The sequence below is a fragment of the Aeromonas sp. QDB11 genome, assembly GCF_027705265.1.
Lineage (GTDB): Bacteria > Pseudomonadota > Gammaproteobacteria > Enterobacterales > Aeromonadaceae > Aeromonas > Aeromonas allosaccharophila.
On the sequence record NZ_JAPDBM010000093.1, the window covers coordinates 1 to 12,178 of the forward strand.

13 protein-coding genes are annotated in these 12,178 nt (G+C 62.8%); 5 read left to right on the forward strand and 8 right to left on the reverse strand.

Features of this window, described 5'->3' with window-relative positions; translation table 11 throughout:
- Positions 1-153: 153 nt before the first annotated feature.
- Together OKC40_RS20705 and gdhA are read right to left on the reverse strand one after the other, a co-directional pair.
- Entirely contained in the window at positions 154-1,734 is a 1,581-nt protein-coding gene (locus OKC40_RS20705; RefSeq protein ID WP_270796811.1) for an alpha/beta hydrolase, read from the reverse strand.
- A gap of 197 nt (positions 1,735-1,931) precedes the next feature.
- Complete coding sequence (gene gdhA / locus OKC40_RS20710) at positions 1,932-3,278, reverse strand: NADP-specific glutamate dehydrogenase (protein ID WP_270796813.1); 1,347 nt, start codon at positions 3,276-3,278, stop codon at positions 1,932-1,934.
- 572 nt (positions 3,279-3,850) lie between these two features.
- Here gdhA and rluF point away from each other — a divergent pair.
- Positions 3,851-4,870 (forward strand): 23S rRNA pseudouridine(2604) synthase RluF, encoded by a 1,020-nt coding sequence (gene rluF / locus OKC40_RS20715; RefSeq protein WP_270796815.1) that lies wholly within the window; start codon positions 3,851-3,853, stop codon positions 4,868-4,870.
- Positions 4,871-4,922: 52 nt separating this feature from the next.
- Here rluF and OKC40_RS20720 read toward each other — a convergent pair whose 3' ends face one another.
- Together OKC40_RS20720 and OKC40_RS20725 are read right to left on the reverse strand one after the other, a co-directional pair.
- On the reverse strand, positions 4,923-6,197 hold the full coding sequence (locus tag OKC40_RS20720; protein ID WP_270796816.1) for an MFS transporter: 1,275 nt from the start codon (positions 6,195-6,197) through the stop codon (positions 4,923-4,925).
- Positions 6,190-6,711, reverse strand: a complete 522-nt coding sequence (locus OKC40_RS20725) for a nucleoside deaminase (RefSeq protein ID WP_270796817.1) — start codon at positions 6,709-6,711, stop codon at positions 6,190-6,192. Before OKC40_RS20725 ends, OKC40_RS20720 begins: the two co-directional genes overlap by 8 nt.
- A 109-nt stretch (positions 6,712-6,820) precedes the next feature.
- Here OKC40_RS20725 and OKC40_RS20730 point away from each other — a divergent pair, with 109 nt between their 5' ends.
- Positions 6,821-7,663, forward strand: coding sequence for a LysR family transcriptional regulator (locus OKC40_RS20730; RefSeq protein WP_270796818.1), 843 nt, complete (start codon positions 6,821-6,823; stop codon positions 7,661-7,663).
- 70 nt (positions 7,664-7,733) lie between these two features.
- Here OKC40_RS20730 and rsmS read toward each other — a convergent pair whose 3' ends face one another.
- The 3 genes from rsmS to OKC40_RS20745 all read right to left on the reverse strand — a co-directional run bounded on the left by rsmS (position 7,734) and on the right by OKC40_RS20745 (position 8,769).
- Positions 7,734-7,889, reverse strand: a complete 156-nt coding sequence (gene rsmS / locus OKC40_RS20735; protein WP_082628436.1) for a pleiotropic regulatory protein RsmS — start codon at positions 7,887-7,889, stop codon at positions 7,734-7,736.
- Between the two features lie 95 nt (positions 7,890-7,984).
- The gene (locus OKC40_RS20740) at positions 7,985-8,455 is read right to left on the reverse strand and encodes an acyl-CoA thioesterase (RefSeq protein WP_270796819.1); all 471 of its coding nucleotides are present in this window, start codon (positions 8,453-8,455) and stop codon (positions 7,985-7,987) included.
- Between the two features lie 20 nt (positions 8,456-8,475).
- The gene (locus tag OKC40_RS20745; protein WP_411580150.1) at positions 8,476-8,769 is read right to left on the reverse strand and encodes a hypothetical protein; all 294 of its coding nucleotides are present in this window, start codon (positions 8,767-8,769) and stop codon (positions 8,476-8,478) included.
- Positions 8,770-8,920: 151 nt separating this feature from the next.
- Between OKC40_RS20745 and OKC40_RS20750 the strand changes: the two genes are divergently transcribed.
- Both OKC40_RS20750 and OKC40_RS20755 read left to right on the forward strand, forming a co-directional pair.
- A complete protein-coding gene (locus OKC40_RS20750; RefSeq protein ID WP_213393094.1) occupies positions 8,921-9,559 on the forward strand; it encodes a tellurite resistance TerB family protein in 639 nt (212 codons plus the stop codon).
- Positions 9,560-9,713: 154 nt separating this feature from the next.
- On the forward strand, positions 9,714-10,172 hold the full coding sequence (locus OKC40_RS20755) for a GNAT family N-acetyltransferase (protein WP_270796821.1): 459 nt from the start codon (positions 9,714-9,716) through the stop codon (positions 10,170-10,172).
- A gap of 107 nt (positions 10,173-10,279) precedes the next feature.
- Here OKC40_RS20755 and OKC40_RS20760 read toward each other — a convergent pair whose 3' ends face one another.
- A complete protein-coding gene (locus tag OKC40_RS20760) occupies positions 10,280-11,695 on the reverse strand; it encodes an aminotransferase-like domain-containing protein (RefSeq protein WP_270796822.1) in 1,416 nt (471 codons plus the stop codon).
- A gap of 122 nt (positions 11,696-11,817) precedes the next feature.
- Here OKC40_RS20760 and OKC40_RS20765 point away from each other — a divergent pair.
- On the forward strand, positions 11,818-12,178 hold a 361-nt coding region (locus OKC40_RS20765; protein WP_270796824.1), incomplete at its 3' end, for a cytochrome ubiquinol oxidase subunit I.

A 12,178-nucleotide genomic window follows, 5' to 3' on the forward strand; every position in this document is an offset into this window, starting at 1 on the left:
AGCCAAGGCCCCAGAGGTATAGTGTGAAAAAAGCCAATAAAAACAATGCCAGTCAGGCTTAACTGACTGGCATTACCGTCAATTGACGGCCCCTTTCTCGTATCGCTATCGCGCCAAGCGCCAGCGATGTTTTGCCGATGTGGCAGAAACGCCCTAGAAAGGTGCGTTGCTCTCGTCGCTCTCCTGTAAAAACTGCTCCAGCTCGGCCTGATAGGCCGCATCAGGTTGACCGCTGCTGGCAGGAATTGCGGCAGCAGACCGGGCAAAAGGAGGGGCGGTGAGGGTCTCCATTACCCGCTGCTGCAGATAGTGGTAGAAGGGGTTGGAGGAGGTGCGGGTGAGGGCGCCGGAGTTGACGATCAGCACGCCGCGCTCGCCACGCAGGGCCAGACCGCCGAGATTGATGCCGTATTGCTCCCGCTGCTCCGGGCGCGCTGCCATGCCATAGAGGGGGTCGTCCATCGGGAAGGGGAGCGCCACGTGGGAGAGGGAGTAGATCTCCTTGGGATAATCGACACCCAGCGGGCGAACCTGTTCAGGCTGATCGGCGCTGGCCAGTGTTCTGGCCTGCGTCACGGGGGAGGAGGGTTCCATATTGCCCACCACGGTGAGGCGATAGTGCCCGGGGGCGTTTGGCAGCAAGCGTTGCAGCGCCAGCTCGGAGGCCGAGCTCATCAGCGGGCCAAACAGGGGGCTGCGGTTGATATCAAACAGCACCAGTTCGCTGCCGTTGGCCGGCAGGTAGTGGTAGAGATCGGCAATGATGGAGCGGGTGCTGACGGTGTAGTCCATCACCGACTGGAAGGTGAGGGAGGGGGGAAACGCCGCCAGCTCGCCACTGGCGGCCAGCTGGCGCACCTGCTGCTGGATGGCGTGAGTCAGGCGATAGGACTGGCGCGCGCCGTTGACCGGGAACGAGTTGTATTTGAACGGGTTGAACTCCGGCATGGTGTCGAGCCAGGCGGCGTTGGCAAAGGCGGGCAGCAGGGCAGGCACGGCCTTGAGCCCGGCGAAGCGGGCAAAGCGGGTCACCCCGATCATCGGGGAGATCAGTACCAGCCGATCCGGTTTTGCCAGCGTGCCGCTCGGGTCGGCCAGCGCATCGAGCGCATATTTCACCGCCAGCGCGCCGCCGTTGGAAAAGCCAACCAGATGCAGCGGCCGCTTGCCCGGCGCCAGCAATCTGGCCTCCCGCACCGCCAGTCGGGTGGCGGCCAGCCAGGTCTCCCAATCCACATCCACGAGGCCAGCGGGCACAGTGCCGTGGCCGGGGATCCTCAGCCCCAGCGCGATAAAGCCCTGCTGCTGATAGCGTCTGGCCAGATGGCGCAGGCTGTAGGGGGAGTCGGTCAGGCCGTGCAGCAGCACCGCCACCCCTTTGACTTCCCCCTCGGGGCGCAGCAGGTAGGAGCGGTTCCAGTTCTGCTGAAAGCGGGCGGGATTGATGGGGGCGTCCTGATAGTAGCGATTGCTGGCCAGTTGCTGCTCGGGCGGTGTCTTGGCGACTACCTCGGTGGCCACCAGCTCGAACAGCTCTGCTTCGCGGGCCAGATAGGCTTGCCAGTCGCTGCTGTCGAGCTCATCGGCACTGAGTTCGGGGGGCACCACAGTGTGCCACAGCTGCAGCGGCGCTGCCTGCCAGGCGAAGTAGGCTACCAGGGCCCAGCCGAGCAGCAGCAAGCCCAGCAGGCTGAGAAGAAGGCGGCGAACGAGGCGGCGGGTGCGAGCCAGCATGGGAGAGTCCTTGGCACTGATAAAAGAGGGGCGACCCTGCGTCCACGGTGACCGTACTAAGGGTCGAAAGCTGGCTTAAAGCCTAAGGGAAACAAGGTGATAAGTACAGACAGTGAGCAGTTCATCTAATGAAACAGAGGGCAGCCCCTGGGCTGCCCTCTGTGGTACGGGGATCCGTCTGTGCGGTCGCTGGCGCGTCAGCAGACTCCCTGGGCCAGCATGGCGTCGGCCACCTTGACGAAGCCGGCAATGTTGGCGCCGCTTTCGTAGTTCACGTGACCCGTCTCATCCTGGCCATAGTGCACACAGGTGGCGTGGATGCTGGTCATGATCCCCTTGAGGCGGGCATCTACCTCCTCCCGGCTCCAGCAGAGGCGTTGGGCGTTCTGGCTCATCTCGAGGCCCGAGGTGGCGACCCCGCCGGCGTTGGCGGCCTTGCCCGGGGCAAACAGCACCTTGGCCTCGTGCAGGCGGCGGATGGCGGCGGCGCTGCTCGGCATGTTGGCCCCCTCGGCCACCAGTTGCACGCCATTGGCAATCAAGGTGACGGCGTCCGACTCATCCAGCTCGTTCTGGGTGGCGCAGGGCAGGGCGATGTCGGTCGGCAGGTGCCAGGGAGTGCGGCCGCTGAAAAACTCCAACCCCTCCTCGTAGGCGTAATCGGCGATGCGTTTGCGCTGCTCGTTCTTGAGTGCCATCAGCCGCGCCAGTTTCTCGGGGGTAAAGCCCGCCGGATCGTAGACGGTGCCGCCGGAGTCGGAGGCGGTGATGACCCGGGCGCCGAGGGCCATCGCCTTCTCGATGGCGTACTGGGCCACGTTGCCCGAGCCCGACACAGAGACCGTCTTGCCGTCCAGGGATTGCCCCCGGTTGGCCAGCATGGCCTCGACGAAATAGAGCAGGCCGTAACCGGTGGCTTCCGGGCGGATCAGGCTGCCGCCAAAGGAGAGCCCCTTGCCGGTAAAGACGCACTCGGCGCTGTTGGTGAGCTTCTTCATCATGCCCGCCATGTAGCTCACCTCGCGCCCGCCCACCCCGATGTCGCCGGCTGGCACGTCGGTGTCGGCGCCGAGGTGACGATGCAGCTCCAGCATCAGCGCCTGGCAAAAGCGCATCACCTCTCCCTCGCTCTTGCCCTTGGGATCAAAATCGCTGCCCCCCTTGCCGCCGCCCATGGGCAAGGTGGTGAGGGCATTCTTGAAGGTCTGCTCGAAGGCGAGGAACTTGAGCACCGAGGTATCCACCGAGGGGTGAAAGCGCATCCCCCCCTTGAAGGGGCCGATGGCGGAGCTGTGCTGCACCCGGTAGCCCCGGTTCACCTGCACCTGGCCTCGATCATCCACCCAGCTCACCCGAAACTGGATCAGCCGCTCCGGCTCCACCAGCCGCTCCAGCAGACCGTGCTGCAGGTAGCGGGGGTGGCGCACCACATAGGGCCAGATGGAGGCGATCACCTCGCTCACGGCCTGAATGAACTCCGGTTGATGGGGGTTGCGGCTGGCGACCTGGGCCAGAAAATCCGCCTGGGAGAGGGAATGACTCATCTGTAACTCCTGTAGTGAAGGGTAAACATGGCCTCTTGCCAGAGAGAAGTGCATGCCCCGAGCTCCGGATATAGAGACAGAAAAAGGGGATAAATGCAGGCAAAATTCGTTATTTGATGCGTTCAGAAAAGATTGTTCTGTTACTTGCCGAAAACCACGTAAAAGTGTGATGTGAAGGCAAGATAATTCGTGATAGTGATTATCTTTTTATGCTTATTTTTTAGATAAATAGCAAGAAATTGTCTTGTGTGTTCAGTGTCAGAAAGTACGTATTGCATAGAAGATGAATAATTTCAGGCTCTGAGCTGTTGCGCTGGCAAGCTTGGCATGGTGGGAACGATGGCGGTTTGTGACGTGGGGGGTGACAAGACCGCTGACTCCGTCGATGGTGGTGGGCAAAGAAGTATCCGGCGAACGGCGCCCGGCGATGTGCTAATGTAGCGCCCTGATATTCCAACCAGATTGTGCTGTGTTTTTGATACGGAGCTTTATGCAGATCCCACCGACCCTCCATCGGCAGATGTGGCCGACCCGTTTTACCCTCTCTTTTATCGCAAATGAACAGGTGACCCATGCTGGCTAACGAATCCATGCGCCTGAACAAATACATCAGCGAGAGCGGCATCTGCTCGCGCCGCGAGGCCGACCGCTTTATCGAGCAGGGCCACGTCTTTATCAACGGCAAGCGCGCCGGGATTGGCGATCAGGTACAGGTTGGCGATCTGGTCAAGGTGAACGGTCAGGTGATTGAGCCGCGCGAGGCGGACAGTCTGGTCTTTATCGCCCTCAACAAGCCGGTGGGCATCGTCAGTACCACAGAGGCGGGCGAGAAGGACAACATCGTTGATTTCGTCAACCACAGCACCCGGGTCTTCCCCATCGGGCGACTGGACAAGGATTCGCAGGGCCTTATTTTCCTCACCAACCACGGCGATCTGGTCAACAAGATCCTGCGGGCGGGCAACGATCACGAGAAAGAGTATCTGGTGACCGTCGACAAGCCGGTGACCGACGAGTTTGTGCGCGGCATGGCGGCCGGGGTGCCGATCCTCGGTGCCGTCACCAAGAAGTGCAAGGTGAAGAAAGAGGCGCCGTTCGTCTTTCGCATCACCCTGGTGCAGGGGCTGAACCGCCAGATCCGCCGCATGTGCGAGCACTTCGGTTTTGAAGTGACCAAGCTGGAGCGCATCCGCATCATGAACGTCAGCCTCAAAGGGCTGCCGGTAGGCGAGTGGCGCGATCTGACCGACGACGAGCTGATCGAGCTGTTCAAGCTGATTGAGGACTCCTCCTCCGAGGTGAAACCGGCGAAGGGTGAAAAACCGAAGGCGGCCAAGGCCCCTACGGCGTCAACCGCCAAATCGGCCCAAGGCAAGAAGCCGCGCCGCGATGACGACCACGAGATTGGCGGTCGCCCCAATGTGCCGGGTCCGGAAGCCTTCGAGAAGAAGCTGCCGGTGGGCAAGGTCGGCGCGGGTAAAGGGGCTGCCAATAAGGGCGGCGCCGGTAAAGGCGTGCCCAACAAGGGCGGCAAACCGGCCGCTGGCAAGCCGCGCACCGCTAACACCGGACGGCAGAAGAAGGGGCGCTGAGTTGCCCCCCTGAACGGGGTCAGCCTCACCAGTCATCTCCAACACACCGGCCTCAGGCCGGTGTGTTGCTTTGGGCCGCAGAGCTGGCCGGGAGGGGAGCAGAAGGGGTTGACTCGCTGCTAGTAGGTAACTTCATTACGCGAGGATAGTGGCGCGGGTCGAGGCGCACTACCAGCAGGCTCATCAGCAGCAAGCCCCCCAGTTGCCACTGCCAGGCGGCCGCGAAGTCGCCCACATAGTGATAGAGCCGCGCCGCCACCCAGGGGCCGGTGGCGGCCAGCATAAAGCCGAAGCCCTGCATCAGGGCGCTCAGGGTACCGGCGCGGCGCGGGTCGGGCAGGTGATCGAGCGCAATCACCATGATCAGCGAAAAGCTGCCGCCCAGACCGGCGCCGCACAGCATGCACCAGAGAATCGGGGCACTGGCGGGCGCCAGCCAAAGACCGCCAAATCCCGCCAGTTGCGTGGCGATGGCAAGGCCCATCCAGGGTCGTCGGTCCATCTTGCGGGCCGCCAGCAGCGGCAGGCCAAGGCCGCTGGCGGTCTGGGCCAGTGCCAGCCAGGCGACCAGCTCGCCTGCCTGCGCTGGGCTCCACCCTTGCGCCATATAGGCGGGGGCCAACCAGGCCACTACGATGCCGTAGCCGCTGTTGATGATGCCAAAGCAGACGATGAGCAACCAGCTGCGGGGCAGGGCTATCAGCCGCTGCTCGCCATCGGGAATGGCGACCGCGGCGGCCCGTGGCAGACGCACTTTCCACCCTAGCCAGACGAGGGCCAGCAACACCGGCAGGCTCCAGAGCGCCAGTGCCCGCGACCAGTCGAGGCTGGCCGCCAGCCGCGGGGTGAGACTGGCCCCTAGCGCTCCGCCCCCCATCATGCAGGCAGAGAAGATCCCCATCACCAGCGGCACCTTGTGGGCGAAGGCCTGCTTGATCAGTGCCGGCAACACTCCTTGCACCAGCGCCGACCCCAATCCACAGAGCGCTGCGCTGGCGATCAGCAAGGTGCCGCTCTGGGCATCGAAGCGGATGGCGCTGCCAATGCCGAGCAGCAGCAGGGCCGCTCCCAGCAGTTGGCACGCACTGGCGCGCCGACGCAGGCTCGGGGTGAGCAGCACGCCAATCCCGATCAGCCACAGCGGCAGCAGGGTGAGCCAGGCTAGGGTGTCCATCCCCAGCGACAGACGCTGATCAATGGCTTGGGCCAGCGGGCCTATGGCGGTGAGAAAGGGGCGCAGGTTCAGGCCAATCAGGATCACCAGCACCAGCAGGGCGAACCGTTGGCGGTGCGCTGCTGCCGGGTGGGCGGTGGTTCCCTTACTCATCAGCAGGCACGGCTTGCTGCGGCTGGGGGCCGTAGAGATCTGCAGCCGTCATGGTCACGGCCAGTTTGGCCAGCGGCAGAGGTTGCGGCGCAAGGGGCAGCCCCAGCTGTTGATAGGCGGCGCTGCTATCAAAGCCGAACGGGGCCGCATCGGCGTTATCAAAGGCGTAATAGACGGCGGCGATGCCGTTCATCACCAGCGCACCGAGGCACATGGGGCAGGGGTGGCCACTGGCATAGACGATGGCCCCCGCGAGCGGCCCGCTTTGGCTTGCCTTGCGCAGTGCTTCCAGCTCAGCGTGACGGGTTGGATCCCCATCCAGATGGATGCCGTTGACCGCGCTCGCCACCAGTTGGCCATCTCGCACCAGCAGCGCCGCGAAGGGGCGACCGCCCTGCTGATGATTTTCTCTGGCCAGTTGCACCGCCTGCTCCAGCCACTGTTGGTGAGTCTGGAGTGAGGTCGATGGGGTGAGCGAGCAAAGAGGGGTAGACGCTACAAGAGGCTGTGACATGGTGACAAACCCTGATTTGACGGAAGAAACGCCAGCCTAGCGGGGTCTAAGGTCATTTGGAAATTAAATGATAGAATAGGTTTCAGTGGTTTTGTAAATGGAGTGCCCCATGCTGGATCCCCTGTTACTGCGCAGTTTTGTCGCCATTATCGACACCGGCAGCTTTACCCGCGCCGGTGAGCGGGTCCATCTGACCCAATCCACCATCAGCCAGCAGATCCGCCGCCTTGAGCAGCAGCTTGGCTGCCCGCTGCTGGATCGCGCGGGCCGTCAGGTGGTGGCGACGGCGGAGGGGGAAAAATTGCTGGGGCTGGCCCGCCGTATTCTGGCGCTGCTGGCACAGGCCGAAGAACAAGTGACGGAAGGGAGCGTGGCACTCAGCCTCGGGGTGCCGGAGGATTTCGCCGCAGGAGCCATCACCCCGGTGCTTGCCGCCTTTGCCCGCGATTATCCCGAGGTGCGGTTGGAGGTGCAAAGCGGCCTGAGCCACGAGATCTGGCAGCGCTTCGCGGCGGGGGAGCTGGATCTGGCGCTGGTCAAGCAGACGCGTGGGCAGGGTTCGCCCCTTGCCAGCTGGCGCGAACCGCTGGTGTGGGTCGACAGTCGCGACTGGCCCGCCCGGGAACGGGATCCGCTGCCGCTGGTGGTGTTCCCGAGCGAGGGGCTCTATCGGCGGCAGATGACCGAGGCGCTCGATGGCCTTGGCCGGCGCTGGCGTATTGCCTATGTCAGCGCCAGTCTCGCCAGTTTGCAGGGGGCGGTGAGTGCGGGCATCGGCGTGAGCTTGCTACCCAAACGGTTGATGCCCGCCGATCAGCTGGCTCTGACCCTGTGGCCCAAGGTGGCGCCGGTGGAACTGGCGCTCCATGCCGGAGTTAGCGGAAGCGAGCCGCTCAGCCGCTTGAGCGCGGCCCTGATCGCCCTCTGCGACGAGGTGATGGGGCCGCAGTGAGTGACGACGCGGTGAAAGGCTTGGGCGGGAAGAGAAGGCGACGAGAAGCGAGACAAAGGGCAGGATCGGATCAGAGATCCTTCCCCTCCGCCAACTTGCGCTCGTAGTCACTTTTCACAATGGCCAGCGCCGCCAGTACCAGCTCGGGGGCCAGCTGGTTGGTCTCCAGCAGTTCAATCAGATCCACCGCGAGTTTCACCTCGGGCGGGGCAGTTTCCAGTGACATGGGCAGGGTTCCGGTTGCGGGGAGAGGGGGGGATTATACAGGGGCGCCGCCGTAGGCCGAAAGCGCCCGCGGTATCGGGCTGTGAGGCACCAAGATCAGAGGTGCTGGCGCATCTCCTTGTCGATCTCCTCGCGCAGGGCAATCAGCTTTTTGGCGTACTGCTGCAACTGCAGATCGCTTTCGCTCAGCGGCTGCCACTGGGGCACCGGGGTCGGTTTGCCGTGCTCATCCATCGCCACGAAGATGATGATGCAGTGGGTGGTTTTGTGGTGTTCGGTCTCGGTGGGGTGGCGGCTGTAGACATCCACCGCCAGATGCATGCTGGTGGTGCCGGTGTGGATCACCTGAGCGTGCACCTCCACCAGCTGGCCAATCTGGATGGGGCGCAAAAAGCGGATCCCCCCCACATAGACGGTCACCGCATAGCCGCCGCACCAGCCCGCGGCGCAGGCATAGCCAGCCTGATCGATCCACTTCATCACCATGCCGCCATGAACCTTGCCGCCGAAATTGACGTCGGAGGGTTCGGCCAGAAATTGCAGGGTCAGTTCGCGGGGTGGGGTCATGCTCTCTCCTTGGTTAACCGTCATTGACGGTAGCTTTTGCGATAGACATCTGCCTGTTGGCAGGGGGGCAGGTTATTGAGATCGGGCCGCTTGTTGCCCTCGCGCTGGCCAAAGCTGGCGAACTCCTGCTGGCACTTGTCGACCTTGCCCCCCTCCTTGATACAGGAATCGATCCGCTGTTGCTTGCCCTGCTCGACCCGTTGCTGCTGCGCTTGCTGGCAGGCGGCATCCAGTTTGGCCTGCTGGGCTGAGCGATCCAGCTCGCTGGCCGCACTGGCGGTGCCACACAGCAGCAAGGCGACTAATGGGGTGATGGTGCGCATCCTGATGCTCCTTGTTGACCTGTTTCAGGTATACCGCGAATGGCGGCAGGATGCACAGGGGCCGGTGCAATAATGGGGGCCCATTCACTGTTGGTTCATCAGTCTGGCGCCAGCATGGGCCGAACAATAGCGAGGTGTCACGATGAAACAGATGCTGGAACAGTTGCTGGGGGCTGGCAAAGGCTGGCTCAACGACGGGGGCGACAAGCGCAAGGGACAGATGCAGGGGGCGCTGGCCGGTGGCGCGCTGGGTCTGCTGCTGGGCAATAAAAAAGTGCGCAAATATGGCGGCACAGCGGCTGCCGTGGGTGGCGCTGCAGCCCTTGGCGGGCTGGCCTTCAAGCTCTATCAGGATTGGCAGGCCCAGCAGGCGGCACCCGCCCAGCCCACTCATCCCATCAGCTCTCTTGAAGGCAATGCGCTGGATGCCCGCGCGGCGCTTTTGGTGCGCGCCATGGTGGCAGCGGCCCGGGCCGATGGCCATATCGACGGCGCCGAGCGCCAGAAAATTCAGGAGTACCTGACCGAACAGGGTCAGAGCGATGTGGCCCGCTGGATTGACGCCGAGCTGGCCCGTCCCCTCGACCCCCACGCGCTGGCGAGGGAAGTGACCGACATGGAGCTGGCCACCGAGGTCTATCTCGCCTCCCTGCTCGCCATCGAAGTGGATCACTTTATGGAGCGAGGCTATCTCGACGAACTGGCGCGCGCCCTCAAGCTCGATGACAACCTCAAAGGGAGCATCGAGCGGCAGGTGGCCCAACTTAACGCCCCCGCCTGATACCCCTCACCGCCATGGATTGCCGATAACGCCCCGCTCAAGGGGCGTTGTTGTTTCTGCTGCCCGTAAAAAGATGCGGATGAGCCTATTTGGATTGCGGGGCACAGCCCCTAAGATGGCGCAGGGCCATCACCATTTTTGCAAGGAGCATCCGTTGGAGATACGCAAGGCAACCGAACTGGATATCGACGCCATTGTCGAGCTGAATCGGCAGATAGGCGAGATCCACCATCAGCACTATCCCGAAGTGTTCTGCCCTCCTTCGCCAGGGGAGCGGGAATTTTTGCTGAGCGCTATCGGCGCGGAAGGGCGTCTGTTCTGCGTTACCGAGCAGGATGGCAGGGTGGTGGGCTTTTTGACTGCACGGATCGACATCAATGAGAGCGTGCCGTTTCTCACCAATGCGCCGATTTGCCGTATCGGCTCGGTGGTGGTGGATGAGCAGCATCGCTCTCACGGGATTGGTAAGGCGCTGATCGCCCACTGCGACAGTTGGGCCAAGGCCCGCAATGCCCAGCAAATCCGGTTGGAGGTGATGGCCTTCAACGAGCGCGCCCAAGCCTTCTACGAGGCGCTGGGCTTCAAGGTGCAGTCACAGATCATGGCGAGATAAACCGCGTTACCTATCTCCCTGACCACCAGTCTGCCAACAACCTATTTCCCATTGAACAAAGGCCCGTAACGGGCCTTTGTTCGTTTCACCAGCGGCTCTTTGCCACGTTACTTGTCACCGAGCTGCGCGGCGATCAGCGCAGCCAGCCGGGTGAGGGCCTGCTCCAGCTGTTCGCTCCAGGGATGGGAGCTGTTGAGGCGCAGGCAGTGGTTGTGTTGTCCCTGACTGGAAAAGAGTGCGCCGGGGGCCACTGAAAAACCGCTGCCAAGGGCCTGGGCGTGCAGGGTGCGGCTGTCGAAATGGGCAGGCAGCTCCAGCCAGAGGAAGTAGCCGCCATCGGGGGAGGAGATCCGCACCTCGCCCGGCAACAGCCGCAGCAGGGCCGCCCGCATCTGCTGCTGGCGCTGGGCCAGGGTGTGGCGCAGGCGGCGAAAGTGGGCATCGACCCCGCCCTGGCGCAGCATCTCGGCCAGCGCAAGTTGGCTTGGCACATTGGTGGAGAGGGTGGACATCAGCTGCAGCCGCTGCACCCGCTCGGCATGGGGCCCCGCCACCACCCAGCCGACCCGAAAGCCCGGCGCCAGACACTTGGAAAAGGAGCAGCAGAGCAGGCTGTCGCCGCGCTGATCCCAGTGCTTTATGGGCTTGGGGCGCTCGCGGCCAAAGTAGACCTCTGCATAGACGTCATCCTCCACCAGCGGCACCCCGTGGCTGTTGAGCAGTGCCATCAGCCGCGCTTTGTGACTATCCGGCATGGTGTGGCCCAGCGGATGCTGCACATTGCCCATCAGCCAGCACGCCTTGACCGGAATGCGGGTGAGGGCGTCGGCCAGCAGGTCGAGATCGATGCCCACCCCCGGAATGACCGGGATCTCCACCGCCTTGAGTTTCAGCCGCTCGATGGCCTGCAGGGCGCCATAGAAGGTGGGGGACTCCACCACCACCCAGTCACCGGGCTCGGTCAGCACCTGCAGACTGAGAGAGAGCGCCTCCATGGCGCCGGTGGTGATGATGATCTCCTGCGGATTGACCGCCACCCCGTCGCTGGCGTAGCGCTGGGCGATGGCGCGACGCAGCGCTTCGTTGCCGGGGGGCAGGTCGGCCACCGTGCTGAAGGGATCGAGTTTGCGCATGCAACTGGCCAGCGCCCGCCCGAGCTGGGGATGGGGGAACAGGGTCGGGTCGGCCACCGACATGCCAAGGGGCACGAGATCCCGCGATTTGCTCGCCTGCAATACCTCGAACACCAGATCGTTGATATCGACCGAGCCGCTGTAGTGGGTCTGGCTCGGTGTGTGCTGCACGAGCTGTGGTGAGGCTGCCTTGACGTAGTAGCCGGACTGGGGGCGGGCGAGGATCCGCCCCTGACTTTCGAGCAGTTGATAGGCCTGCAGCACGGTCATGGGGCTGAGCCCGTGGGTTTTGCAGCTCTGGCGAATGGAGGGAATGCGCTCCCCCGGTTGCCAGATGCCATCGTCGATCTGGCTTTGCAGGCGGTCGGCCAACTGCTGGTAAAGGGACATGATCTGGATCAACTGTTATAGGTGTAATTCAATATAACTGCATCTGTTATAGGTGTCATGCTCCGTGATGTACTTGTCACGCACGAAACGTGCAAGGCAAATACAACAAAAGAGAGTGACGCATGATCAATCCGGATGACGTGGTCAGCCTGTCTCGCCTGCAATTTGGCGCCACGGCCCTGTTCCACTTCCTGTTTGTGCCCCTCACGCTGGGGTTGTCCTGGATCCTGGTGATCGCCGAGTCGGCCTATGTGATGACCGGCAAGGTGATCTATCAGGACATCACCCGCTTCTGGGGCAAACTGTTTGGCATCAACTTCGTCATGGGGGTCACCACGGGGATCACCATGGAGTTTCAGTTCGGCACCAACTGGGCTTATTACTCCCACTACGTGGGGGACATCTTCGGTCAGGGTGAGAGCGTGAACATTTTGTTAAATTTCACCCAGTTTTTTGAGACCCGCATTGAGTACCGTTTCCAGA

What these genes read in the sequence shown, in the direction of transcription:
- OKC40_RS20705 (WP_270796811.1), bottom strand. Translation starts at nt 1,734, where the DNA reads ATGCTGGCTCGCACCCGCCGCCTCGTTCGCCGCCTTCTTCTCAGCCTG.
- gdhA (WP_270796813.1), bottom strand. Translation starts at nt 3,278, where the DNA reads ATGAGTCATTCCCTCTCCCAGGCGGATTTTCTGGCCCAGGTCGCCAGC.
- rluF (WP_270796815.1), top strand. Translation starts at nt 3,851, where the DNA reads ATGCTGGCTAACGAATCCATGCGCCTGAACAAATACATCAGCGAGAGC.
- OKC40_RS20720 (WP_270796816.1), bottom strand. Translation starts at nt 6,197, where the DNA reads ATGAGTAAGGGAACCACCGCCCACCCGGCAGCAGCGCACCGCCAACGG.
- OKC40_RS20725 (WP_270796817.1), bottom strand. Translation starts at nt 6,711, where the DNA reads ATGTCACAGCCTCTTGTAGCGTCTACCCCTCTTTGCTCGCTCACCCCA.
- OKC40_RS20730 (WP_270796818.1), top strand. Translation starts at nt 6,821, where the DNA reads ATGCTGGATCCCCTGTTACTGCGCAGTTTTGTCGCCATTATCGACACC.
- rsmS (WP_082628436.1), bottom strand. Translation starts at nt 7,889, where the DNA reads ATGTCACTGGAAACTGCCCCGCCCGAGGTGAAACTCGCGGTGGATCTG.
- OKC40_RS20740 (WP_270796819.1), bottom strand. Translation starts at nt 8,455, where the DNA reads ATGACCCCACCCCGCGAACTGACCCTGCAATTTCTGGCCGAACCCTCC.
- OKC40_RS20750 (WP_213393094.1), top strand. Translation starts at nt 8,921, where the DNA reads ATGAAACAGATGCTGGAACAGTTGCTGGGGGCTGGCAAAGGCTGGCTC.
- OKC40_RS20760 (WP_270796822.1), bottom strand. Translation starts at nt 11,695, where the DNA reads ATGTCCCTTTACCAGCAGTTGGCCGACCGCCTGCAAAGCCAGATCGAC.